General features: G+C 69.6%; 20 protein-coding genes. 13 read left to right on the forward strand and 7 right to left on the reverse strand.

The window, feature by feature from the left end; translation table 11 throughout:
* The first annotated feature begins 136 nt into the window (after positions 1-136).
* The 8 genes from B0F77_RS22725 to B0F77_RS22760 all read left to right on the forward strand — a co-directional run bounded on the left by B0F77_RS22725 (position 137) and on the right by B0F77_RS22760 (position 9,759).
* Positions 137-1,534: a family 43 glycosylhydrolase gene (locus B0F77_RS22725; protein WP_086664969.1), complete on the forward strand. Its 1,398-nt coding sequence runs from the start codon at positions 137-139 to the stop codon at positions 1,532-1,534.
* A gap of 17 nt (positions 1,535-1,551) precedes the next feature.
* Entirely contained in the window at positions 1,552-3,003 is a 1,452-nt protein-coding gene (locus tag B0F77_RS22730; RefSeq protein WP_086664970.1) for a glycoside hydrolase family 43 protein, read from the forward strand.
* Positions 3,004-3,026: 23 nt separating this feature from the next.
* A complete protein-coding gene (locus tag B0F77_RS22735; protein ID WP_086665004.1) occupies positions 3,027-4,589 on the forward strand; it encodes an alpha-L-arabinofuranosidase B in 1,563 nt (520 codons plus the stop codon).
* Positions 4,590-4,656: 67 nt separating this feature from the next.
* Positions 4,657-5,361, forward strand: a complete 705-nt coding sequence (locus B0F77_RS22740; RefSeq protein ID WP_086665005.1) for a response regulator transcription factor — start codon at positions 4,657-4,659, stop codon at positions 5,359-5,361.
* A complete protein-coding gene (locus tag B0F77_RS22745) occupies positions 5,351-7,075 on the forward strand; it encodes a sensor histidine kinase (protein ID WP_086664971.1) in 1,725 nt (574 codons plus the stop codon). The genes B0F77_RS22740 and B0F77_RS22745 overlap by 11 nt, the downstream gene beginning before the upstream one ends.
* Positions 7,076-7,122: 47 nt before the next feature.
* Positions 7,123-7,812 (forward strand): M23 family metallopeptidase, encoded by a 690-nt coding sequence (locus tag B0F77_RS22750; RefSeq protein WP_086664972.1) that lies wholly within the window; start codon positions 7,123-7,125, stop codon positions 7,810-7,812.
* Positions 7,813-7,845: 33 nt separating this feature from the next.
* Positions 7,846-8,832: a C40 family peptidase gene (locus B0F77_RS22755; protein ID WP_086664973.1), complete on the forward strand. Its 987-nt coding sequence runs from the start codon at positions 7,846-7,848 to the stop codon at positions 8,830-8,832.
* A 186-nt stretch (positions 8,833-9,018) separates the two neighbouring features.
* The gene (locus tag B0F77_RS22760) at positions 9,019-9,759 is read left to right on the forward strand and encodes a ribonuclease activity regulator RraA (RefSeq protein WP_086664974.1); all 741 of its coding nucleotides are present in this window, start codon (positions 9,019-9,021) and stop codon (positions 9,757-9,759) included.
* Here B0F77_RS22760 and B0F77_RS22765 read toward each other — a convergent pair whose 3' ends face one another.
* The 4 genes from B0F77_RS22765 to B0F77_RS22780 form a co-directional block, all read right to left on the reverse strand.
* Positions 9,760-11,022, reverse strand: coding sequence for a mandelate racemase/muconate lactonizing enzyme family protein (locus B0F77_RS22765; protein ID WP_211293938.1), 1,263 nt, complete (start codon positions 11,020-11,022; stop codon positions 9,760-9,762). It lies immediately after the preceding gene.
* 5 nt (positions 11,023-11,027) lie between these two features.
* Complete coding sequence (locus B0F77_RS22770; RefSeq protein ID WP_086664976.1) at positions 11,028-13,037, reverse strand: ABC transporter permease; 2,010 nt, start codon at positions 13,035-13,037, stop codon at positions 11,028-11,030.
* A complete protein-coding gene (locus tag B0F77_RS22775) occupies positions 13,034-14,458 on the reverse strand; it encodes an extracellular solute-binding protein (protein WP_086664977.1) in 1,425 nt (474 codons plus the stop codon). The genes B0F77_RS22770 and B0F77_RS22775 overlap by 4 nt, the downstream gene beginning before the upstream one ends.
* Positions 14,459-14,589: 131 nt before the next feature.
* On the reverse strand, positions 14,590-15,333 hold the full coding sequence (locus B0F77_RS22780; protein WP_086664978.1) for a FadR/GntR family transcriptional regulator: 744 nt from the start codon (positions 15,331-15,333) through the stop codon (positions 14,590-14,592).
* Positions 15,334-15,405: 72 nt separating this feature from the next.
* Between B0F77_RS22780 and B0F77_RS22785 the strand changes: the two genes are divergently transcribed.
* The 5 genes from B0F77_RS22785 to B0F77_RS22805 all read left to right on the forward strand — a co-directional run bounded on the left by B0F77_RS22785 (position 15,406) and on the right by B0F77_RS22805 (position 20,337).
* On the forward strand, positions 15,406-16,563 hold the full coding sequence (locus tag B0F77_RS22785) for a mandelate racemase/muconate lactonizing enzyme family protein (RefSeq protein WP_086664979.1): 1,158 nt from the start codon (positions 15,406-15,408) through the stop codon (positions 16,561-16,563).
* 99 nt (positions 16,564-16,662) lie between these two features.
* Positions 16,663-17,217: an RNA polymerase sigma factor gene (locus tag B0F77_RS22790; RefSeq protein ID WP_086664980.1), complete on the forward strand. Its 555-nt coding sequence runs from the start codon at positions 16,663-16,665 to the stop codon at positions 17,215-17,217.
* 29 nt (positions 17,218-17,246) lie between these two features.
* Positions 17,247-18,452 (forward strand): hypothetical protein, encoded by a 1,206-nt coding sequence (locus tag B0F77_RS22795; RefSeq protein WP_245848556.1) that lies wholly within the window; start codon positions 17,247-17,249, stop codon positions 18,450-18,452.
* 167 nt (positions 18,453-18,619) lie between these two features.
* Complete coding sequence (locus B0F77_RS22800) at positions 18,620-19,552, forward strand: hypothetical protein (protein ID WP_143466860.1); 933 nt, start codon at positions 18,620-18,622, stop codon at positions 19,550-19,552.
* Between the two features lie 47 nt (positions 19,553-19,599).
* On the forward strand, positions 19,600-20,337 hold the full coding sequence (locus B0F77_RS22805; protein ID WP_086664982.1) for a calcium-binding protein: 738 nt from the start codon (positions 19,600-19,602) through the stop codon (positions 20,335-20,337).
* Between the two features lie 29 nt (positions 20,338-20,366).
* Here B0F77_RS22805 and B0F77_RS22810 read toward each other — a convergent pair whose 3' ends face one another.
* The 3 genes from B0F77_RS22810 to B0F77_RS22820 all read right to left on the reverse strand — a co-directional run bounded on the left by B0F77_RS22810 (position 20,367) and on the right by B0F77_RS22820 (position 23,012).
* Positions 20,367-20,666 carry a LuxR C-terminal-related transcriptional regulator gene (locus B0F77_RS22810; protein WP_086664983.1) on the reverse strand — a complete coding sequence of 100 codons (300 nt, stop codon included), beginning with the start codon at positions 20,664-20,666 and terminating at the stop codon, positions 20,367-20,369.
* 93 nt (positions 20,667-20,759) lie between these two features.
* On the reverse strand, positions 20,760-21,968 hold the full coding sequence (locus B0F77_RS22815; RefSeq protein WP_086664984.1) for an ROK family transcriptional regulator: 1,209 nt from the start codon (positions 21,966-21,968) through the stop codon (positions 20,760-20,762).
* Positions 21,969-22,004: 36 nt separating this feature from the next.
* Positions 22,005-23,012, reverse strand: coding sequence for a sugar phosphate isomerase/epimerase family protein (locus tag B0F77_RS22820; protein ID WP_086664985.1), 1,008 nt, complete (start codon positions 23,010-23,012; stop codon positions 22,005-22,007).
* Positions 23,013-23,021: the final 9 nt, after the last annotated feature.

The following is a 23,021-nucleotide window of genomic DNA, read 5'->3' on the forward strand; positions in this document are numbered from 1 at the left end:
TCGGCAGTAGACGTTAGCGGCCCCTTCCGCAGTCCCCCCGCAGTCGAGCCACGCCGTCGCCCGCACGCGACCGCGCAGCCGGTGGTGACACGCCGGCACCTCTCCACGCCCCGCTCAACGAAGATCGGAGCACATCATGAACCGACGAGCGCATCTGCTCGCGGTGTCCTCCCTCGTCGTCGCCTCGACTCTCACCCTGCCCACACCACCGGCGTCCGCGGCCACGTTGCCCACCGGCGCGCGGTCGCTCGAGTCGGTGAACTACCCCGGCCGTTTCCTCCGGCACGCCGACTACCTGGGCCGGCTCGACCCCGTGACCTCCGGCAGCTCGGCGCAGACCAAGTCGGACGCCACGTTCACCGTCGTCAACGGCCTGGCGTCGCCGTCGTGCTACTCGTTCCAGGCCGCCAACGGAATGTTCCTGCGCCACCGGGACCTGCGCGTGCGACTGGAGGCCAACACAGGCACACCGGAATTCCGCGGGGACGCGACGTTCTGTCCTGCCGACGGTTCGGTGGCGGGCTCGATGTCGTTGGTGTCGTTCAACTTCCCGGACCGGCGGCTGCGGCACCGCGACTTCGAACTGTGGGTGGAGACCTACCAGGACACCGCGCGGTTCCGCGCCGACAGCTCGTTCCGGCTCACCAGTCCGTGGACCCCGAAGACCAGCAAGGGACCGGTGATCCCCGGCCTGTTCGCCGATCCGCACATCACGTTCTTCAACGGCCGGTACTACCTGTACCCGACGACCGACGGCTACGCGAGCTGGTCCGCCCCCTACTACAAGGCGTTCTCCTCGAGCGACATGGTCAACTGGACCGACCACGGCGTGATCCTCGATCACGGGCCGGACGTGTCGTGGGCGGACAACTCGGCGTGGGCGCCGGCGGTCGTCGCCAAGAACGGCCGTTACTACCTGTACTTCAGCGGTGGCGCGGCCTCCGGCGACACGGCCAAGCATCTCGGTGTCGCCGTGTCCGACTCCCCCACCGGACCGTTCCGCGACGCCCTGGGCAAGCCGCTGATCCGGGCGGGCGCCCATCCCGGTCAGGCCATCGATCCGATGGTGTTCACCGACGACAATGGACAGTCCTATCTGTACTGGGGCAACGGCGCCGCGCACGTCGTCCCGCTGAACGCCGACATGGTGTCGTTCGACCCGGCGGCGGTGCGCACGATCACCACGTCGGGCTTCCGCGAGGGGTCGTTCGTGTTCAAGCGCAACGGCACGTACTACTTCATGTGGTCCGAGAACGACACCCGTGACGAGAACTACCAGGTCGCCTACGCGACCGGCTCCTCGCCGCTCGGACCGTGGACCAAACGCGGTGTCGTGCTGCAGAAGCGCCTCGATCTCGGCATCAAGGGGACCGGCCACCACTCAGTGGTCCAGTTGCCCGGTACCGACACCTGGCACATCGCCTATCACCGTTTCGCCGTGCCCGGCGGCAACGGCACCAACCGCGAGGTCACCGTCGACCGCATGACGTTCAACGCCGACGGCACCATCGCCCCGATCGTCCCCACCCTGTGATCGCAGGAGGAAAAACCGTGCAACGAACCCTGTCACGCCTGGGTGCCGCCCTGGTCGCGGCGTTGCTGCTGCTCACCGCCCAAGTCCTCGTCGCGGTGGACCGGGCCTCGGCCGCCGACCCGTTCACCGGCTATCTGATGGCGCACTTCACCGGCGAGAGCGCGATCGGAGAACAGCTCTACTTCGCGCACAGCACGGACGGCCTGCACTGGAGCGACCTGAACGACGGCGCTCCCGTCCTGCTGTCCACTGTGGGCACCAAGGGTGTGCGCGACCCCGCGATCGTCCGCTCCCCCAACGGCGACAAGTACTGGATCATCGCGACCGACCTGCGCATCGCGAGCGGCACGTCGTGGAGCGACGCGGCCAACCGCGGCAGCACCTCGCTGGTCGTGTGGGAGTCCACGGACCTGGTGAACTGGTCGGAGCCCCGGCTGCTGAACGTGGCAGGCGCCGTCCCCGGTGCGGGCGACGCGTGGGCGCCCGAGGCGATCTTCGACCCGGCCTCCGGCGACTACGTCATCTACTGGGCGACGAACGCGAGCCTCAACGGCGTCAAGAAGCACCGCGTCTACTACACGCGGACCCGTGACTTCCGCACGGTCACCGCTCCGGCCGTCTACATCGACCGCCCGGGCACCCAGGGCGTCATCGACACCCAGATCGTCGAGTCCCCCACCAGCGTCGGCGGCTTCCGCTACTACCGCGCCTCCGCCGACGGGCAGATCACCATCGAGGGCAGCAACTCGATCCTCGGCTCGTGGACCAGGATCGGCGACCTGTCCCACATGGGCATCTCCAACGGCGCCACCGGCGGCAACGTCGTCGAGGGTCCGATGTGGATGCCGGTCAACGGCAAAACCGAGTGGATGCTGTGGCTCGACCAGTTCGCCACCGGCCGCGGGTACATGCCGATCACGTCGACCAACCTCGGCAGCACCGGCAACTTCCGGACCGTGTCGGACTACTCGCTCGGCACCAACCGCAAGCGCCACGGCGGGATCATGAGCCTCACCGCCGCCGAGCAGAGCCGCGTGCTGGGCAAGTACGGCGTCAGCAGGCCCGTCAACCGCCTGCAGTCGTTCAACTTCCAGGACCGCTTCGTCCGCCACGCCAACTTCGACGTGCGCATCGACCCGAACGTCAGCCCGCTGCAGGACTCCCAGTTCCGGATCATGCCCGGCCTGGCCGACTCCTCGGCCGTGTCGATCCAGTCCGTCAACTACCCCGGCTACTACCTGCGGCACGTCAACTACGACTTCGTGCTCGCGCCCTACGACGGCACCACGCAGTTCGCCGCCGACGCGACGTTCCGCCAAGTCGCCGGCCTGGCGTCGTCGTCGTGGAGCTCCTTCCAGTCGTACAACCATCCCGACCACTACATCCGGCACTACGCCTACCAGTTGAGGCTCGACCCGATCACCACCGCGACCGCCCGCGGCGACGCCACCTTCCGCGTGACCACCTGACTCTCACAGTGAAGGAGTTGCTCATGATCAAGCCACCGCGCCGCGCCACACGTGCGCTCCTCGCGGCGGGTGCCGCCGCCGCGCTCGCCGCCGGCGTGCTCGCCGCCACGGCCACCACCTCGCAGGCCGCGACCCAGGGACCGTGCGACATCTACGCCGCGGGCAACACCCCTTGCGTGGCAGCGCATAGCACGACCCGCGCCCTGTACGGGAGCTACAACGGCCCGCTGTACCAAGTGAAACGCGCCTCGGACAACGCGATCAGGGACGTCGGCCTGCTGAGCGCCGGCGGGTACGCCGACGCCGCTGTGCAGGATTCCTTCTGCGCCGACACCAGCTGCGTCATCACCGTCATCTACGACCAGTCCGGCAAGGGCAACAAGCTCACCCAGGCACTCAGGGGCTACTGGCCAGGGCCGGCTGAGGGCGGCAACGACAACCTGGCCAACGCTTTCGAGGCGCCCATCACGGTCGGCGGCCACAAGGCGTACGGCGTCTACGTGGCTCCCGGCACCGGTTACCGCAACAACAACACGAACGGCATCGCGACCGGTGACCAGCCGGAGGGCATGTACGCGATCTTCGACGGCACGAACTACAACGGCGGCTGCTGCTTCGACTACGGCAACGCCGAGACGACCGGCAACGACGACGGCAACGGCACCATGGAGGCCCTGTACTTCGGCAACAGCAAGGGCTGGGGCTGGGGCAGCGGCAACGGTCCATGGGTCATGGCCGATCTGGAGAACGGCCTGTTCTCCGGCGTCAACCGCGGGTTCAACGCGGGCGACCCGAGCATCGGCCACCGGTTCGTGACCGCCACCCTCAAGGGCGGCCCGAACCAGTGGGCCATCCGCGGCGGCAACGCCCAGTCGGGCAACCTGTCCACCTTCTACAACGGCGTGCGCCCGAACGCCCCCGGCTACAACCCGATGAAGAAGCAGGGCGCGATCATCCTCGGCATCGGCGGCGACAACAGCAACACCGGCCGCGGCACCTTCTACGAAGGCGTCATGACCGCGGGCTACCCCTCGGACGCCACCGAGAACGCCGTGCAGGCCAACATCACCGCCGCCGGCTACAGCAGCGGCTCGACCAGCACCGGCTCACTGACCCCCGGCTCCCGGATCTCCCTGCAGGCCACCACCGCGCCCTGCTGCACCTCGCACTACCTCCGCCACAACGACGCCGACACCAAGGTCGTCATCTCCTCCGTCAACTCCTCCAGTTCGGCCACCGTCAAAGCCGACGCCACCTGGATCGTCCGCGCCGGGCTGGCCAACACCTCCTGCCTGTCCTTCGAGTCCGCCGACCGCCCCGGTCAGTTCCTGCGCCACTTCAACTACCAGCTCTACCTGAACGCCGACGACGGCGGCACCGCGTTCGCGAAGGACGCCACCTTCTGCCGGACCGCGGGCAACAGCGGGGCCGGCAACTCCTTCCAGTCCGCCAACTTCCCGACGAAGTACCTCCGCCACTACAACTTCACCGCCTACGTCGCCGGCAACGGCGGCTCGAACGCCTGGGACTCCACGACCTCGTGGGCCCAGGACACCAGTTGGCTCACCGCGTCTCCCTGGAGCTGACCTCGTCGATGTCGTGCTCCCACTGGCGCTGCCAGCGGGAGCACGACCGGCTGGCATCATGGCCGCCATGTGCGCCTACGTCCTGGTGGCCGAAGACGAACCGAGACAGGCGGAGCTGATCGGGCGCTTCCTCGCTCGGGAGAACCACACGTTTCTGCTGGTCGGCGACGGACGCACGGCGCTCGACGAGATCCGCGGCCGTCGCCCGGACCTGCTGGTGCTGGACCTGATGCTGCCGGGCGTGGACGGATGGGACGTCTGCCGCGTGGTCCGGGCCGAGGACGCGGACCTGCCGGTACTGGTGATCAGCGCACGAGCGGACGCCGACGACAAGCTGCTCGGGTTCGATCTCGGCGCTGATGACTACCTCGCCAAGCCGTACGACCCCCGTGAGCTGATGGCGCGGGTACGGGCGTTGTTGCGCCGTTCCGGTGCGAAGGGCACAGCGGCGCGGCGCGTACTGCGAGTCGGTGACCTGGAACTGGAGCCGATGCGGCACGAGGTGCGCGTCGCCGGCCGGCTGGTCGCCTGCACGCCGGCCGAGTTCCGCATCCTCGCGGTGCTGGCCGCCGAGCCGGGGCGGGTGTTCAGCCGGGCACAGCTGCTCGAGGACGGCTACGGGCTGGACGGGTTCATCACCGAGCGCACGATCGACGTGCACGTGCGCAACCTCCGGCGCAAGATCGAGGCCGACCCGGCTTCCCCGGCGTACCTGCTGACCGTCTACGGGATCGGGTACAAGATCGCGGACCAGAGCGATCGTGACCAGTAGACCTCGCCGGCTGCGGCTGCTGTTGCTGGCGGGCACGGTGCTGGTGTCGGCGTGTTCGATCGCGGCGACGGCGTGGCTGTCGGTGCAGAGCACGACGCGGACGTTGCGGGCCGAGCAAGGTCGTGAGCAGTCAGGACTGGCCCGCGTCTACGACGCCGTGCTCGGGTACGGGGTCGCCCACCCGAACTGGTCCGGCATCACGCCACTGATCGAGGACCTCAGTCGCGAGACCGGCTTGCACATCCAGCTCACCACGACCACGCGGACCCTCATCGGCGGCACGGCCGGCGCGGACGACCTGCAGGGTGCCGGTCGGCCGGCCGCGGTGGTCGATCCGCTCAACGTCGACCTCGAGCTGAGGCCGGACACTCCGCAGGACCGCATCGATCCACGCGCTGTGGGCCCGTTCCTGCTCACCGCTGAGGAACAGCGGGCGTCACGAGCGGCAGCCGAGGACGACGTCGCCTGCGCCCGTCGTCAGGGGGTCGCGGCCGAAATCCGGACGAGCGCGACCGGGCGCTCGTACTCCTGGCCGTTCACGCACGGGTGCACATCGCTGAGGCTGAACAGTGACAGGGAACAAAGTGCGCTCCAACAGATGAACAAGCACTTGCTGGAGTGCCAAACCGGCAGCGGAGTGCGATACAACCCGGCGTACCTCGGCCTGGACGGCGTGCCGACGCTGGTGGCAGGCCCGAACACGCTGCCGGCGCACGAGAAATGCCTGTCCTCTGCCCGGCGCGCGCTGCTCACCTCGTACGTGGCACCGGCCGCGTTCCTGTTCGTCGCGCAACCGGCGGTCCGGTACACCGTGGTGGGCCTGCCCGCCGCCGGGGTCGCGCAGATCGCGCTGGCCGCGGCGCTGGTGCTGGTGTTCGCGATCGCCGTGAGCTTTCTGTTGGCAGGGAGGGTGTTGCGGCCGCTGACCGTGCTCACGGAGGCGGCTCGGCGGATGCGCGCGGGCGACCTGTCGGCGCGCGCGGAGGTCACGGCGCGCTGGGAGGTCGCCGAGGTCGCGGCGGCGTTCAACGACATGTCCGAGCACCTCGCGCGAGCGGAGACGTTGCGCAAGAACATGGTCAACGACCTGTCGCACGAGCTGCGCACGCCGTTGGGCACGATGCGCGGGTGGGTGGTCGCCGCACAGGAGGGCGTCGCGGATCTGGACGCCGACCTGCTGGACCTGCTGCTGCAGGAGACGCTGGTGTTGCAGCAGCTGGTCGAGGACCTGCAGGAGCTGGCCGCCGCCGACGCGGGTGCGCTCAGCCTGCGCCCGGAACCGGTGGACGCCGCGGAACTGCTGGCCGGGGTCGCCGCCGCGCACCAGGTCGTCCTCGACGTGCCCGCCGGGGAGGAGCTGCGGTTGACCGCGGACCCGGTGCGGCTGCGGCAGGTGGTGCGCAACCTCGTGGTCAACGCGGTGCAGCACACCCCTGCGGACGGACGAGTCGTGGTCAGCGGCCGTCTCGACGGCGACGAGGTCGTGCTCACCGTGTCCGACACCGGGCACGGCATCGCGGCGGAGGACCTGCCGCACGTGTTCGACCGGCTCTGGCGGGCCGACCGCTCCCGCGCTCGCGTCACCGGCGGACGTGGCCTCGGCCTGGCGATCGCGAAGCACTACGTCATCGCGCACCGGGGAACGATCACGGCGGCGAGCGAGGTGGGAGAGGGCACGACGTTCACGGTCCGGCTGCCCCGCGAAGGAACCTGAACATCATCTACTCGAGTTCTTAACACGGTGTCTCGATCTTGGTGGCCATGCGAACGGTCACCTCGCACCGGCTCCCCCCGCCGCCGTCAGCTCTGCGTGGACGCATCGTCGTCGCCGCGGTCGCCGTGGGCGCGTTCTCCACGGCAGGTGCGGGCCACACCCTGCAGGCAGTCCAGCTCACGAACCATTCGGACGGCGCCGCCACCTTCGACGGCGTGGGTGGCGACACCGCGCAGGTCCTCACCGTCTCGCGGAGGACGGCGCCGGAAGGTGCCGCGGAAGCCGCCAAGATCCTGCGCAGCCAGCAGCTCACGACGAGGCACGAGGCGGCGGAGGCCGAGCACAAGCGCCCGAAGTTCGCCCGCCCCGCCGTAGGCGAGTTCACCTCCGGCTACGGCGGCCGCTGGGGCAAGCTGCACCTCGGCATCGACATCGCCGGCCCCGTCGGCACCCCGATCCTCGCCGCCGCCGACGGCGTCGTGAAGGACGCGGGCCCGATCTCCGGCTTCGGCCAATGGGTCCGCCTCGAGCACGCTGACGGCACCATCACCGTCTACGGCCACGTCGACAGCTACAGCGTCCGCGCGGGCCAGCGGGTCCAGGCCGGTCAGCAGATCGCCCGCATGGGCAACCGCGGCCAGTCCACCGGCCCCCACCTCCACTTCGAGGTCTGGAACCCGAGTGGCCAGAAAATCAACCCGCTCACCTGGCTCAACGATCGGAACATCACCGTCTGAGTGCGCCGGGCACACGAAAAAGGAGACCGCGACGTGCTGTCGCACCCCTCACGCCGCGCCGTGCGCGGAGCGTTCGTCACGACGGCGGCAGTCGTCGCGGCCGTGCTCCCCACGACGCCGGGCAACGCCCAGCCTTCCGCCGCCGACGCGCTCGCGAAGTACAACGAGCTGTCCGAGAAGGCCGCCCAGGTCAACCAGGACAAGCTGAAGGCGCAGGGCGACCTGGCCGCCAAGCAGGGTGAGCTGGACAAGGCGAAGGGCGACCTGACCACCGCGCGGAAGGCCGCGGAGTCCCTGCGCGGCCAGGTGGACCTCCTCACCGAGGTCACCTACTCCGGCGCGCGCTTCAACCAGCTCTCCGCGTTGCTGGTGAGCGACTCGCAGCAGGACTTCCTCAACCGCCTGTCGGCCCTCAACATCCTCGCCGCCGACAACGCCGAGGCGCTGCGGAAGCTCACCGACGCCGTCAACGCCGCGGACGCCACCGCCAAGACGGCCGACGAGGCGACCGCGGCGTCGCGGAAGCTGCTCGCCGAGATCGACCAGAAGAGCGCCGAACTGCAGAAGCAGAGGGACGAGGCCCGCACCCAGTACGACTCGCTCAGCGCTTCGACCAGGAACTCCCTGAAGAACGCCGGCGACATGTCGGCGATCCAGGCCCCGCCGGGAACCGCGGGCAAGGCCCTGCGGTTCGCACTCGACCAGCGCGGCGACAGGTACGTCCACGGCGCCAACGGCCCGGACGCCTGGGACTGCTCCTCGCTCATCCAGGCCGCCTACCGCTCCGCGAACGTGTCCATCGGTCGCACCAGCTACGACCAGGCCAAGGCGGGACGCGCGGTCAGCCGCGGCGAGGTCAGGCCCGGCGACATCATCGTCTACTACTCCGGCCAGTCCCACGTGGCCATGGCGGTGGACAGTGTGCGCGCCGTGCACGCGTCGACCGAGGGAGTGCCGGTGAAGATCGCCGACATCGACTCGATCGGCCCGATCAGCGTGATCCGCCGCATCTCCGACTGACCGCGCCAGGATTCCTCGGCGTCCGGCCGATGGACTGATCAGTCCACTGAGGACTGATCGGCGAGGTGCCGATCTGCTCGACCGCCACCGTGGCCGGCACTTCGTTCAAGCGGACGAGTTGCTCCACCGTTCGCCGGACGGGACTAGGCTCGAACCGGAGTCACATCGACCGAGGGAGCTACCGACGTGGTCGAGACGCACGACATCGTTCGCCCGCCGGCCGAACTCAGTGCGGCCCTCGCGGCCATCGGCAGTGCGACGGCCAGCGCCGAGCTCAGCCGGATGGGCATCCGCAGCGCGTTCATCAGCGGCCCGGTCTCGGTGACGCCCGGCGTGCGCGTGGCCGGGCCGGCGTTGACGCTGCAGTTCCTGCCGAAGCGGGAGGACCTCTACCCCGTCGACGAGTACGCCGAGCCGGAGAAACAGTTGCACCGGCACGTCATGTACCACGCCCAGGCCGGCGACATGATCGTCGTCGACGCGCGTGGTGACATGAGCAGCGGCGTGTTCGGCGAGATGATGCTGACCTACTTCAAGGGCCGCGGCGGCGCCGGTGTGGTGATCGACGGGTGTCTGCGCGACGTCGGCGAGGCCAAGCGGCTCGGCCTCGGGCTGTGGATCCGGGGCGCCACACCGAACTTCCACGCCCAGACCGGCATCGTCCCGGTCGCGGTCAACGTGCCGGTGGCGTGCGGCGGCACGCTCGTCGAGCCGGGCGACATCGTCGTCGCCGACGATGACGGGGCGGTCGTCGTTCCGGTGAAGCTCGCGCCCGCTCTGGTGGCCGTCGCCCAGGAACACGCGGAGTGGGAGGAGTTCTCCCGCCTGCGGCTGGCCGAGGGTGGCGACCTGCGGCGCTACTACCCGCTGTCGGACGAGGCCCGGCCCGAGTACGAGAAGTGGCGCGCCGAGCAGGGCCGCACCTGATCAGCTCCACAGCCGGTCGTGGCTCGACTCGGCGTCCCAGTGCGTCGTCTCGGCGAAGAACACCGGATCACGCGGGTCGAGGTGGCGGCGCAGCAACTCCTCGTCGATGTCGCCGAATCCCAGTCCCGGCGTGTCCGGGACCGTGATGTGGCCGCGCTGGATCAGCGGGCGGGGCAGGTCGGTGACCAGGTCGCTCCAGAACTCGACCTCGGCCGCGTGGTGTTCGAGTGCGAGGAAGTTCTCCGTCGCGGCGGCCAGGTGCACGCACGCCATCGTCGCGATCGGTGACGCCGCCAGGTGCAGCGCCATCGGGATTCCCCGTTCCTGCGCGTAGTCGCCGAGCCGCTTGGTCTCCGCGATCCCGCCCGCCGTCGCCGGGTCGGGGTGCACGACCCGGATGGCGCCGGCGTCGAGCAGCGGCCGGAAGCCGTCGAGCAGGTAGATGTCCTCCCCCGTGCACGTCGGGACGGCGACGGACGTGGTGAGCTGACGCCACTGGTCGGTCAGCTGCCACGGGATCAGGTCCTCGATCCACGCCAGCGTGAACGGCTCCAGCGCGCGGCCGATCCGGATGCAGGAGTCGAGCGCGATGTGACCGAAGTGGTCGGCCGCGAGCGCGATGTCGTAGCCCACGACCGAACGGACGGTGTCCACATAGGACGCCAGGTGGTCGACGCCCTTCGCGGTGACCTGGATGCCGGTGAACGGGTGCATCGTCGTCAGGTCCGCGCGGGCACCCGGCGGCGCGATCAGCGCCCCCGGCACGTCCCACAGCAGGTCGACGCCGACGTCCATCTTCAGCATCGTGAACCCGCGCTGCCTGCGCTCCAGCAGCCGGGCGCCCATCGCGTGCGGATCCGGCAGCGACGGTGTGTCGGCGTAGCAACGGATCTCGTCGCGGAAGCGGCCACCGATCAGCGCGTACGCGGGCACCCCGTACGCCTTGCCTGCGAGGTCCATCAGCGCCATCTCGACGCCGGAGACCCCGCCGCCCTGCCTGCCGTGGTGGCCGAACTGCTTGATCTTGCGGAAGATCTTGTCGACGTTGCAGGGGTTCTCCCCCACGAGCCGGCTCTTGAGCACGAGCGCGTAGGTGGCGCTGGCCTGGTCGCGCACCTCCCCGTAGCCGGCCAGCCCCTGGTTCGTGTCGATCCTGATGATCGACGAGCGGAACGGCACCCCGGCGACCTTGGCCACCCGCAGGTCCGTGATGCGCAGGTCGCTCGGCCGGGACGCCGTCGCGACGTGTTCCTCCGTGATCACCGAGGTCATCCCTTCACGGCGCCGGCCGTGAGGCCCTCGGTCAGGAATCGTTGCCCGAACGCGTACATGACCACGACCGGGATGCTGATCAGCAGTGAGGCCGCGGCCAGCTGCCCCTGCGGCACGACGTCGCCGAAGATCATCGACTGCATGCCGACGGGCAGCGTCTTGTAGTCGTCCTTGGTGATGAACACGAACGCGAACAGGAACTCGTTCCACGCGTTGGTGAGCGTGAACAGCGCGACCGCGAGCAGGCCCGGCTTGGCCAGCGGCAGCACGATCCGCAGGAACGCCCCGAACCGCGTGCAGCCGTCGACCAGCGCGGCCTCCTCGAGGTCGGCCGGGATCGACTTGAAGTAGCCGACGAGCAGCCACGTCGCGAACGGCAGGGTGAACGTGGGATAGGCGAGCACGAGTGACCACAACGAGTCGTTGAGCCCGATCCCGCTCATCATCTGGTACAGCGGGATGAACAGCAGCGCGCCCGGCATCACGTAGGTGAGCAGGATCGTCACCGTGAAACTCTCCGAACCCCGGAACTTCAGCCGTGCCAACGCATAGCCCGCCAGCGCCGCGCACACCAGGGCGATCACGGTGGACGCCAGCGACACCAGGATCGTGTTGACGTACCAGGTGCCGAACGCTCTGCCGGTGAACAGGTTGGTGAACTGCTCGGTGGTCCACGGCGTCGGCCAGAGGTCGTCGGTGCGCGCGACGATCTGGTCGTCGGACTTGAAGGCCGTGACCGTCATCCAGTAGAGCGGCGCGAGCACGAAGCCCAGCAGGCCCAGGAGCGCGATCCCGCTGCCGGTGCCGCCGACCAGCCGTGCGGCCAGCCGGTTGCCCCGCGCGGCGAGCACGGAGACGACCCGTCCGACGGCGGCCGCGAGCACCACGAACACGCCCAGCACGAACGCGGCCTTCCACACGATGTGCGGCGACGCCCAGACCAGCACGAGCACCGACGCCGCGACGATCACCCACGGCAGCGCCGCGCGCTGAGCCGGAGTAAGCCGCCGGCGCCCCAGATCGCTCGCGCCCGGCAGGTCGCCGCGGCGCATCATCCGCACGAGGATCACCACGAGGATGCCGATGATCGGCAGCATCACCAGCGTGACCGCGGCGCCCGCGCCCAGCTGCAGCTGCTGGATGGCCTTGGAGTAGGCCACCATCACGTACGGGGCGGTGGCGTCCCCCGGTCCGCCCTGGGTCATCAGCCAGATCAGGTCGAAGTTGTTGAACGTCCAGATCGACGACAGCAACACCGTCACGATCATGACGTGGCGCAGGCCCGGCAGCGTGATGTGCAGGAAGCGCTGCCAGGGCGTCGCACCGTCCACAACGGCCGCTTCATAGAGGCCGCCGTCGATCGCCTTGAGCCCGGCGAGGAACGTCACCGCGAAGAACGGGATGCCCTTCCAGACGTTGACGAGGATGACCGCGGGCAGTGCGAGCGCCGGATCGGACAGCCATTCCGCCGGCCACTTGTCGACGAGCCTGATCGCGGCCAGCGCGGGCCCGATGCCGGAGTCGGTGAGCAGGACGTTGACGCTGCCGAAGATCGGGTCGAACAGGGACCGCCAGGTGAAGGCCGTGACGACTGTCGGCACCACCCACGGCAACAGGATCACGCCGGCGACGATCGCGCGGCCGCGGCGCATGTGGTGCAGCATCAACGCCGCGATGAGGCCGAGGGTCACCTTGAAGATCTCGGCGTACGCGGTGAAGACGAACGAGTTGAGGACGCCCTTGTGGAACACGGCGTCGTCGATGAGAGCGGTGTAGTTGTCGAGCCCGACGAAGACCGTTTCCGCGCCGTGGCGTTCGGTGGTGCTGGTGAAGATCGAGTCGGCGATCGGGAACAGGATCAGGCCGGCGACCAGCACCAGCGTCGGCCCGATGAACACCGCGGCCAGGCGCCAGTCCCGTCCGAGCAGCCGCTGCGACCGCGTGAGCGAGGGCGACCGGCCCGGCGCCGGACGGACCGGCACCGGGCGCGTGCGCAGCGTCGTCACTGCTTGTAGCCCTGCTGCTCGAAGACCTGGACGATCCGGGCGTGCGTCGCGGCGACGGCGTCGGCCGGTTTCGTGCCCTGGACGACCGACTGCATCATGTCGGTCAGCAGGTAGGCGGCGGTGGCGGCCTGCTCGCCGGGGCTCGGGGCCTGGGGGAACTTGAAGCCGGTTTTGGTGGCCACCGGGAGCGGCGTACGGGTCTGCTCCCGCAGCGCGGGGAAGGCGGGATCACCGTTGGTGTAATACGGGTCGGAGTCCCACACCTTGTCCCACGAGGGGTTGACCAGGCACGGTGCTCCCTTCGCGACACCGAGCAGCGCGGTTCCGCTGACCATGTACTTCGCCACCAGCTTGGCGAGGTCGGGGTTCTTGGCCCCCTTGAACACGACGAACGAGTTGGACTCGCCGAACGCGAGCGGTTTGTCGATCGCCGGTCCGGTGGCGCCGTTGAACACGTGCGTGTTGGCGTAGACCGGGTTGTTCTTGGTCTTCGAGTCGGCGTAGACGCTGAACTGGTTGAGCGTGAGCCCCAGGATCTGCGCCAGCCAGTTCTCGTTGTTGCTCGAGTCGGTCCAGCTGCCGATCCCCGGCGGCAGCATCGGCGTGTACTTCGGGTTCGTGTAGATGTCGCCGATGAACGTGACGGCGGCGACGGTCTCCGGCGAGTTGAACACCACCTTCGTGCCGGTGTTGTCCGCCATCGCCCCGCCGTAGGTGTTGATGACGTTCGCGATGAAACCGTTGGCGTCGCCGGAGCGGTTCACCGTGAGACCCCAGCCGAAGCGCTTCTTCGCCGGGTCGGAGACCTCCAACGCGTTGTCGCGCAGCTCTTCCCACGTGTAGTGGGGTTTGAGCGGCAGCCCCTTCTCCTGGTACCAGTCCTTGCGCAGGTACATCGCGGACGCGATGAAGTGGTACGGGATCGCGAACCAGCGCCCGCCGAACACGCAGTAGTTGTTCGCCTCCGTCGCGGGATCGCCGTAAAGCTTGCGCATCTCGTCGACCACGTCGGTGACGTCGGTGAGGGCGCCGAGGTTGTGGAGCTGGCCGACGAACCGCCGATCGCTCACGAACGCGAAGTCGCGGCTGGTGCCCGCCTTCACCTCGGCGTCCATCTTCGCCACCATGTCGCCGGCGTCCCCGGAGACCAGGTCGTTGCGGACCGTCGTGCCGGTCGCCTGCGCGAAGACCTGCAGCGACTTGTCCAGTGCCTTGTTGGCTGCCTCGGCGTACAGCTTCTGCGACAGCATCCCCACCGACCCGCCGCGCAGCGAGGCCGCCTGGTCGAGCAGGGCCTGGGGCACCTGGACGTCGACCTGCGGCGTGGCGGGGCCACCTCCTCCGCACCCCGCGAGACCGAGCACGCCCAGCGCGCTCATCCCGAGGAAGGTGCGTCTCGACAAGTCCACTTTCTCTTCCATGACCACTCCTCTCGCGTCCGGACGACCGGACGCGGACCGACGGGGCGACGTTGCAGCCGGCGGTACAGCGAGGCGAGCGCCGCGCTGCCGGGTCGTTCATGCGGCGAAGACGGCGGAGCGAAGTGCAGGCGCTAACGGCGCCGGGTGGCCCGCTTGGTCTGTCTTTCCTTTTCCGCGAGGAGAGCGGAGTTGTTGGCGAGGTGCTTGCGCATCGCCGCGCGGGCACGGTCCGGATCGCGCGCGACGATGGCCTCGTAGATCTCCGTGTGGTCGGCGGTGGCCTTGCGCAGTGCGGCCGGCGCCTCGTTGGTGATGCGCCGGCTGGCCGTGCCGAGCCAGCGGGCGGAGTACATGATCCGGTCGAGGATGCGGTTGTCGGCCGCCCGGCAGATCTCCATGTGGAACTCGTGGTCGACCTCGAGGTAGGCGTTGGGGTCCGCCTCGAGCGCCGACATCCGTTCCAGCCCGTTCTTGAGCCGCTCCAGGCTTTCGGCGGTGACGCCGGCCGCGGCCATCGCGGCCAGCTCGGGTTCGAGCAGCACCCGCATCTGGTGCAGCTCCTGGAGCAGCTGGCCGACGATCTCGGTCGGCAGCCACTCGACCAGCAACGGGCTCAGGTAGTCCCACTCCGCGGGGGGACGCACGACGACGCGGCGGCCCTGCGCGACGTCGACGATGTCTAGTGAGGCGAGGATCTTGAGCGTCTCCCGCGCCACCACGCGGGACACCCCGAACTCCTGGGCGATGTCGAGCTCGGACGGCGCGCGGCCGTCCTCCAGCTCGCCGGTGACGATGCGGCGGGTCAGCAGCGCCGCAACCTGGACAGGGAGAGTCCGGACCTTGACAGCGTCCCGAGACTCTTGTCCCCTTTGCATGTCATCAGCTTATAGGACAAGTTGGACGAAGCGACAGTCCGTTCACAGGCACAACCCGACTGCGGGAGAGCTATGCGGATCGTGAACGTCACAACGGCGGTGGTGGCCTACCACGGTGAGGCCACGCTGGTCCGGATCGACACCGACGAGGGCCTCAGCGGGTTCGGTGAGGCCAATCCCGATGCCGGCGCGGGCGCCGTCGTCGGAATGATCAATTCCCTGACTCCCCTCCTGATCGGCGAGGACCCGCGCAACGTCGAGCGATGTTGGGAGAAGCTGCGCCGCAACAAGGTCTTCGCGGGTCCGCAGGGCGGGGTGTTCGTGATCGCCCTGTCCGGGATCGAGCTCGCGCTGTGGGACCTCGCGGGCAAGGCCGCGGGCCAGCCCGTGTACCGCCTGCTCGGCGGGAAGTTCCGCGACCGGATCCGCCTCTACGCCGACTGCGGTGACGGCGACGACCCGGCCGGCTCGGTCGCGGGGTGCGTCGACCGGGCCCAGCGGGTCGTCGCCGAGGGGTTCACCGCCATCAAGTTCGACATCGACAACCTGCACCACCCGGCCAAGTTCGACGCGTTCAACCACACGGTCAACGCCGCCGAACTGCGGTCGATGGTCGAGCGCGTGGCAGCCGTCCGGGAAGCGATCGGACCGGACGTCGATCTGGCCATCGACCTGCACGCCCGCTACGACGTGCCGAGCGCGTGCCGGATCTCGTGGGAGCTCGAGCCGTTCGGCCTGATGTGGCTCGAGGAACCGCTGCCGGCGGAGAACATCGACGCGCTGGTGCGGGTCCGCGCGCAGACCCGCACGCCGATCTGCGCGGGCGAGAACCTCTACCTGCGCTGGGGATTCCGCGAGCTGCTCGAACGCGGCGCCGTGGACGTGATCGAGCCGGACGTGCCGAAGTGCGGGGGCCTCGCCGAGGCCAAGAAGATCGCCAACCTCGCGGAGCTGCACTACATCCCCTTCGCGCCGCACCTGGTGTCGACGCCGCTCGGCACGATGGCCACGTCGCATCAGTGCGCGGCGATCCCCAACTTCTTCGTCCAGGAGTGGCACGCCCTGGAGGAGCGCGGGGTGTGGGACAGCTACGTCCACGCCCCGGATGGGAGCGGCTCCATCGTCAAGGACGGCTACATCACGCTTCCCGACACTCCCGGCATCGGCGTGGAACTCGACCTGGACGGCGTCCGGGCGCACGCCGTCGCGGGCTACGGGGTGTTCGAGTAGCGGAGTCGGTCTGAGCAGTGGGTTTCGCGCAACCTGAACACTTTCGCCGCGCGTTGGCAAAGACGGGGTGCAAGGGCGAAGCGAAACCCGAGGAGCTTCATGTCGTCAGACGCGGAACTGATCGGCCGATCGCTGCGCGGAGACACCGATGCCTTCGTCGAAGTGATCAGTCGTCACGAGGCGGCGATCGGGAACTACCTCGCGCGCAGAGTGGGACGCCAGGCCGCCGAGGACGTGCTCGGCGACGTCTGGGTGGCGGCCTACGAGTCCCGGGCGACCTATGACCGTTCGTATCCCGAAGCCAGACCTTGGTTGTACGGGGTCGCGCTGAACAGGTTGCGGCGGCATTGGCGGTCCGAGCCGGCCGAGGAGCCGGCGCCGGACCTGACCGGGGTGGCGGACGACTGGGATCCCTGGCCGGCGGTGGACGCCCGCGTGGACACGCAGGCGTTGCTGCGCAGGGCTCTGGCCCGGCTCAAACCGGAGGAACGGGAAGTCCTGGGCCTGGTCGCCTGGGAGGACCTGACCGTCGCGGAGGCCGGGCGGGTGCTCGACATCCCCGCCGGCACGGCTCGCCGCCTGTTGCACCAGGCGCGCAAGGCGTTGCGAGAGGCCCCGGAAGTGGCCGCGCTGCTGCAAGTCCCGACGACGTGAGAAGACGACTCATGGATGAAATGGATCTGATGAAGAAGCTGAGTGATGTGCCGTCCCCGAGTCCTGAGGCGTACGACCGTGCTCGTACGGCGCTGCAGACGGCGATGGCGGAACCCGTGAACACGGTCGTGCGGCCGAAGCGCTGGTTTTCCTGGCCCAGGGCGAGTGTCGCCGCTGTGGGCGCGGCGGCTGTCGCGGCGGCCGTGGTGATGGGCACGACGGGCGGCAGCGTCCCGGCCGGCCCCTCCCCCCAGGCGGTGGCGCCGCCGGTGGTCGAGTCACCGCTCGTGAAACTGGCCTCCGAGGTCAAGGCCGCCGCCGCGCTGCCGGGCGACTCGTCGCTGGTCATCGGCACGAAGACCGCGCCGGACGGTTCGCCGTACGTGTACTACACCGTCTACTCCGACACGGGCCAGATCTTCAAGGGAGACTCGGCGCAGACCCTGGCGGCGTCGGTGGCGAAGAACGACGACCAGGCCCGGCCGTTCGACGCGAAGGTGATGGCGGCGGCCCGCCAGGCCGCGAACGGCGACGTGGAGAAGGCCAGGATCGCGATGATCACCGCGGCCGGCAACGCTCTGGGACTCGGCATGAGCCCCGCCGACGCGGACAAGGCGTGGGCGGACGCCAGGGCGGAGGTCGCGGAGACGTTCCGCAGGGCCGGCAAACCGGTTCCCGAGCCCAAGCCGCGGCCGACGGGCACGGAACTGGAGAACCTCATCAACAACCATCTGTGGAGCAACACCACGTACGCGCTGTTCGTCGGTGCCGCCAACGTCGAGGTCCGCGCGGGTGTGTTGAAGCTGCTCGCGACCATCAAGGAGGTGACCGTCGGCGAGGCCGAGGTCGACGGCCAGCGCGCGCTGACCATCAGCACCACCCCCGAGATCCTGGGCGGCGACGCTTCGGACGTGCTCTCCATCAACGCCGACAACGGCCTGCCCATCCGCGACGAGATCTTCCCGGCCAAGAACTCGCCGCACCCGTCCCAGCAGCAGTTCATGCACAACCTGGGCAACCGAGCCGGAAGCCTCTGGCTTGGCGCCACTCCATCCGGCACGCTCGACCAGGCGGCGGCACGCCGGACGCAGGTTGTCACGATCCTCGGGTACGCGCGTGCCGTCGCCGCTGCCCTTGCCGACGTCACTCCAACCGTCCGCTCAGCGGTCGTTCCTCCTCGTCGGTGCCGGACCGGCCGGTCTGTGCGGGTATCTCGCCGGAACTTCGCACGGTGACGTCGAATTCCTCGGCGAGCGCATCGAAGATCGGTGTCCTCGTCATGTCAGCCACCCTCTGGCATGCCGTCGTCACGAGGTAAGGGGCCGTTCCTGCCGTCAGGATCCGGTGTTCCTTGGCACGTTCGTGCCCTGTGCGGGAACATTCGTGGCGAGGGGTGGTGGCCATGGCGCTGACCGCACGGCAAAAGGAGACTCTGCACGAGCTGACGACGCGCGGAGTGCTGTCGGCCGAGCAGGAAGGCGCCGTGATCGCGGCGCTCGAGGACACCGGAGCTCCTCCCCGCGTCCCCGACCGCATCGCCGAAGTCGCCGCCTACCTCGGCGGCGGGTTGGTGCTCGGAGGTGCCGCGCTGGTGCTGGGGGTGTCCTGGGAGGCCCTGAGCAGGGTGGCGAAGGTCGGCGTGCTCGGTGGGGCCACCGTCGCGCTTCTCGTCGCCGCCTTCGTTGTGGCGGGCGGATTTTTCGCCGTGCGGACCGTCTCGCACCGCCGCCGGCGGGTGGTGAGCACGCTCTTCTCGCTCGCCGCCGTCACCTCCGCGTTCACCGCGGGCACCGCCACCGGCTCGCATGAGTTCGTGGTGGGTGCGACGGCAGGCCTGCTCGTGGCGGTCGCCGCGTACGTCCTGGTCACCACGGCACTGGGCTACCTGACCCTGGCGGCAGCGGCGATCGTCGCGGTGATCGCCTGGATCGGCGAGCTCATGCCGGACAGCGCGCTGCCCGGCGGCGCCGCGTTGTTCGCACTCGGCGTCGCCGGCATGGTCCTGTCCCTTGTGGACGTTCTGAAGCCCGCACAGCTCGCGCTCGCCGTCGGTGCCGCGACTGCCCTTTTCGGTGCGCAGCAACCGTTGGCCGGGAACGAACCTGTCGCCTACGCGCTCACCGCCTGCCTCGCGCTCGCCTGCTTCGCCACCTACTTCGCCGTGCGCTCGACGGTTCTGCTCGTGGCGGGCGTGGTGGCCACGACGATCGTCGTGCCGGAAATGGTGTGGGACCTCACCGACGGCGCCGTGGGCGGGGGCCTGTTGCTGCTCGTGGCGGGTGCGGTGCTGCTCGCCACCAGCCTCGGCAGCACGTGGATTCGGCGCACGCGCTGAGATTTGGCCACTTGGGCAACCATGCCGCGCGGCAAGAGACTGCTGGCATGAGCAACTGTCGAAGATCAGTGGTGTCCGCCCTCCTCGCGACGGCGGGTTTGGTGCTCTGGCCGATCGGTACCGCCTCCGCGCAGCCACCGCAAACATGCAACGGGCTGGCCGCGACGCAGGTCGGGACGAACGGCGACGACGTGCTGTTCGGCACGAACGGACCGGATGTGTTCGTCGCCCTCGGCGGCGACGACGTCGTGTTCGGTCTCAACGGAAACGACACGGCCTGCCTCGGCGCAGGCGCCGACGAGTTCTTCGGTGGCAACGGAAACGACTGGGCCGCCGGGGAAGCGGGTGCCGACACCCTCAACGGCGAAGCGGGCAACGACACGTTGCTCGGCGGCGAGGGGCCGGACCGTCTCGACGGCGCGGCCGGCAACGACACCCTCAGCGGTGGCGCGGCCGCCGACACGATCGAGGCCGGCGCCGGCGACGACACCGTGAACGCGGGCGCGGGTGCCGACTCCGTCAGCGGTGGTGAAGGCGCCGACACGCTCAACGGCCAGAACGGCGCCGATCGGATCAGCGGCGGCAACGGCAACGACCGTCTCAACGGCGGCGCGGGGGTCGACGACCTCGACGGCGGCGCCGGCAACGACATCGTCAACGGTGACGCGGGCAACGACACGCTCACCGACCCGTCCGGTCTGGACGTCGGAGACGGCGGTGCCGGTCCGGCCGACCGCTGCGACTCACGGTTCGAGTCGCTGTCCAACTGCGAGATCATCTTCTGACCGGTTCTTCTCCGGCCGAACGGTGACGGTCACTCGCCCACCGCGAGCCACTCCAGCTCGGCGGCGAGCACGCCGAGCTGGAACCGCGACTGCACGCCGAGCAACGACTGCAGGCGCGCGATGCGCCGGTTCAGGGTGCGCAGGCTGACATCCAGTTCGCGAGCGATCGCCCGGTCGGTCGCGCCGGTGCGCATGAGCCGCAGCAGGCGCCGGGTCGCCACCGTGGGCTCCTTGCCCACGGGCACGGTTCTCGGGCGCGGCACCGTGATCGCACTCAGCCGCCCAGCGGGGTGTGCGACCACCCCCGGTGTTACGCGGGTCACAGCCATACGACGACGGTAGGCGTGACTATTGGCGGCTGTCAATCAAAAGTCCGCAGTGTTGTTGTCAAAACACACGCGTCTTAGGGCTGAACGCCGCCATTACTCAGCGCCCACCAGCACCTCACCACCGGCGGCGACCTCGCCCAGCCGTGCGTCCAGCACCTCCTGCGACAGCACGTGCCGCACCACCATCGCCGCCGCGCCCAGCGCCCCGGCGGTCTCACCGGCACCCGACGCGACGATCCGCAGGTTCTCCGTGGCCAGCGGCAGCGAGCGCCGGTAGATCGACTCGCGCACACCCGCCAGCAGCATCTCGCCCGCCTCCGCCAGCAGCCCGCCGATGACCACGAGCGACGGGTTGAACATGCTCACGCACCCGGCGAGCACCTCACCGATCTCCCTACCGGCCTGCCGCACGACCCGGCCGGCCTCGAGGTTGCCGGCCCGGACGAGGTTCACCACGTCCGCCGTCGACGCGGCGGGATGTCCCAGCTCCCGCAGCTTCGCCGCCAGCGCGGGACCGGCCGCGACCGCCTCCAGGCAGTCGGTGTTGCCGCACCGGCACAGCGCCCCGCCACCCTCGGGCACCCTGATGTGCCCCAGGTCCCCCGCCGCGCCCGCCGCGCCGCGGTGCAGCACGCCGTTGCTGATCAGCCCGGCGCCGATGCCGGTCGCCGCCTTCACCACGATCATGTGCCGCACGTCCGGGTGCGAGGCGGTGTGCTCGCCCAATGCCTCCAGGTTGACCTCGTTGTCGACCAGCACCGGCACGTCGAACTCCGCCGCGATCGCCGCGGGCACGTCGAACCCGTCCCAGCCCGGCATGATCGGCGGGTTGTTCGGCCGGCCGGTGGAGTGCTCGACCGGGCCCGGCAGGCCGATGCCCACACCGGCGATCTCGGCGGCGGCCACGCCGGAGAGCAACGAACGCCAGGTCGTGACCAGCAGCGGCAGGATCACCGCCGGCCCGTCCGCCACGTCGAGGTCGACCTGTTCGACGGCGAGCAACCGGCAGCCCAGGTCGGACACGGCGACGGTGGCGTGGGTGGCGCCCACCTCGGCCGCCAGCACGTGCTGGGCGCCGGGGTTGAACCCGAACCGGCCGGCCGGGCGGCCGCCGGTGGACTCCCCCGTGCCGCTGCCCGTCACCAGCCCGGCGGCCACGAGCAGGTCCAGTCTCGCCCGCACGGTGGACCGGGCGAGACCGGTCGCGGCCACGATCTCCGCTCGGGTGCGGGGGCTGCCGTCCATGAGCATGTGCAGCACTGCGGCCGGCGATCCAGCCTCGACACCCAAGGTGCTCTCCATCGAACGATTGTCCCATCGGCACGAAAAGACGGCGTGTCACCCGCCAGAGCTGAACGCGGCGTCGAACGAGGCCGACGGCGGGTCGAAGGCGTTGCGGCGGATGAACTCCAGCGCCTCGGGCGCGCCGACGAGCCGGTCCATCCCGGCGTCCTCCCACTCGACGCTGATCGGCCCGGCGTAGCCGATGGTGTTGAGCATCCGGAACGACTGCTCCCACGGCACGTCACCGCGTCCGGTGGAGACGAAGTCCCAGCCGCGCCGCGGGTCCGCCCACGGCAGGTGCGAGCCGAGCCGCCCGTTGCGGCCGTTGCCGACCTGACGCCGGGCGTCCTTGCAGTCGACGTGGTAGATCCGGTCGCGGAAGTCCCACATGAACCCGACCGGGTCGAGGTCCTGCCAGACGAAGTGCGACGGGTCCCAGTTGAGGCCGAACGCCGGCCGGTGCCCGATCGCCTCCAGCGCGCGCACGGTCGTCCAGTAGTCGTAGGCGATCTCGGACGGGTGAACCTCGTGCGCGAACCGGACGCCGACCTCGTCGAACACGTCCAGGATCGGGTTCCAGCGGTCGGCGAAGTCCTGGTAGCCCGCGTCGATCATCGACTGAGGTGCCGGCGGGAACATCGCGACGGTCTTCCAGATCGACGAGCCGGTGAACCCCACGACGGTGCCGACGCCGAGCCTGGCCGCGGCCCGCGCGGTCGCCTTCATCTCCTCCGCCGCCCTCCGCCGCACGCCCTCGGGGTCCCCGTCACCCCAGTTGCGGGCCGAGAGAATCCCCTGGTGCCGCTCGTCGATCGGGTCGTCGCAGACGGCCTGACCGGTGAGGTGGTTGGAGATCGCCCACACCTTCAGGTCGTGCTTGGCGAGGATCGCGAGCCGGTCCGCGACGTAGTCGTCGTCCTCCGCGGCCCGCCACGGGTCGAGGTGGTCGCCCCAGCAGGCGATCTCCAGGCCGTCGTAGCCCCAGCCGGAGGCCAGCCGGGCGACCTCCTCGAACGGCAGGTCGGCCCACTGGCCGGTGAACAACGTGATCGGGCGTGCCATCTCGGTCTC

The organism is Lentzea kentuckyensis, assembly GCF_002150765.1.
Classification (GTDB): domain Bacteria; phylum Actinomycetota; class Actinomycetes; order Mycobacteriales; family Pseudonocardiaceae; genus Lentzea; species Lentzea kentuckyensis.

What these genes read in the sequence shown, in the direction of transcription:
- B0F77_RS22725 (WP_086664969.1), top strand. Translation starts at nt 137, where the DNA reads ATGAACCGACGAGCGCATCTGCTCGCGGTGTCCTCCCTCGTCGTCGCC.
- B0F77_RS22735 (WP_086665004.1), top strand. Translation starts at nt 3,027, where the DNA reads ATGATCAAGCCACCGCGCCGCGCCACACGTGCGCTCCTCGCGGCGGGT.
- B0F77_RS22740 (WP_086665005.1), top strand. Translation starts at nt 4,657, where the DNA reads ATGTGCGCCTACGTCCTGGTGGCCGAAGACGAACCGAGACAGGCGGAG.
- B0F77_RS22750 (WP_086664972.1), top strand. Translation starts at nt 7,123, where the DNA reads ATGCGAACGGTCACCTCGCACCGGCTCCCCCCGCCGCCGTCAGCTCTG.
- B0F77_RS22775 (WP_086664977.1), bottom strand. Translation starts at nt 14,458, where the DNA reads ATGGAAGAGAAAGTGGACTTGTCGAGACGCACCTTCCTCGGGATGAGC.
- B0F77_RS22780 (WP_086664978.1), bottom strand. Translation starts at nt 15,333, where the DNA reads ATGCAAAGGGGACAAGAGTCTCGGGACGCTGTCAAGGTCCGGACTCTC.
- B0F77_RS22785 (WP_086664979.1), top strand. Translation starts at nt 15,406, where the DNA reads ATGCGGATCGTGAACGTCACAACGGCGGTGGTGGCCTACCACGGTGAG.
- B0F77_RS22790 (WP_086664980.1), top strand. Translation starts at nt 16,663, where the DNA reads ATGTCGTCAGACGCGGAACTGATCGGCCGATCGCTGCGCGGAGACACC.
- B0F77_RS22795 (WP_245848556.1), top strand. Translation starts at nt 17,247, where the DNA reads ATGAAGAAGCTGAGTGATGTGCCGTCCCCGAGTCCTGAGGCGTACGAC.
- B0F77_RS22800 (WP_143466860.1), top strand. Translation starts at nt 18,620, where the DNA reads ATGGCGCTGACCGCACGGCAAAAGGAGACTCTGCACGAGCTGACGACG.
- B0F77_RS22805 (WP_086664982.1), top strand. Translation starts at nt 19,600, where the DNA reads ATGAGCAACTGTCGAAGATCAGTGGTGTCCGCCCTCCTCGCGACGGCG.
- B0F77_RS22810 (WP_086664983.1), bottom strand. Translation starts at nt 20,666, where the DNA reads ATGGCTGTGACCCGCGTAACACCGGGGGTGGTCGCACACCCCGCTGGG.
- B0F77_RS22815 (WP_086664984.1), bottom strand. Translation starts at nt 21,968, where the DNA reads ATGGAGAGCACCTTGGGTGTCGAGGCTGGATCGCCGGCCGCAGTGCTG.
- B0F77_RS22820 (WP_086664985.1), bottom strand. Translation starts at nt 23,012, where the DNA reads ATGGCACGCCCGATCACGTTGTTCACCGGCCAGTGGGCCGACCTGCCG.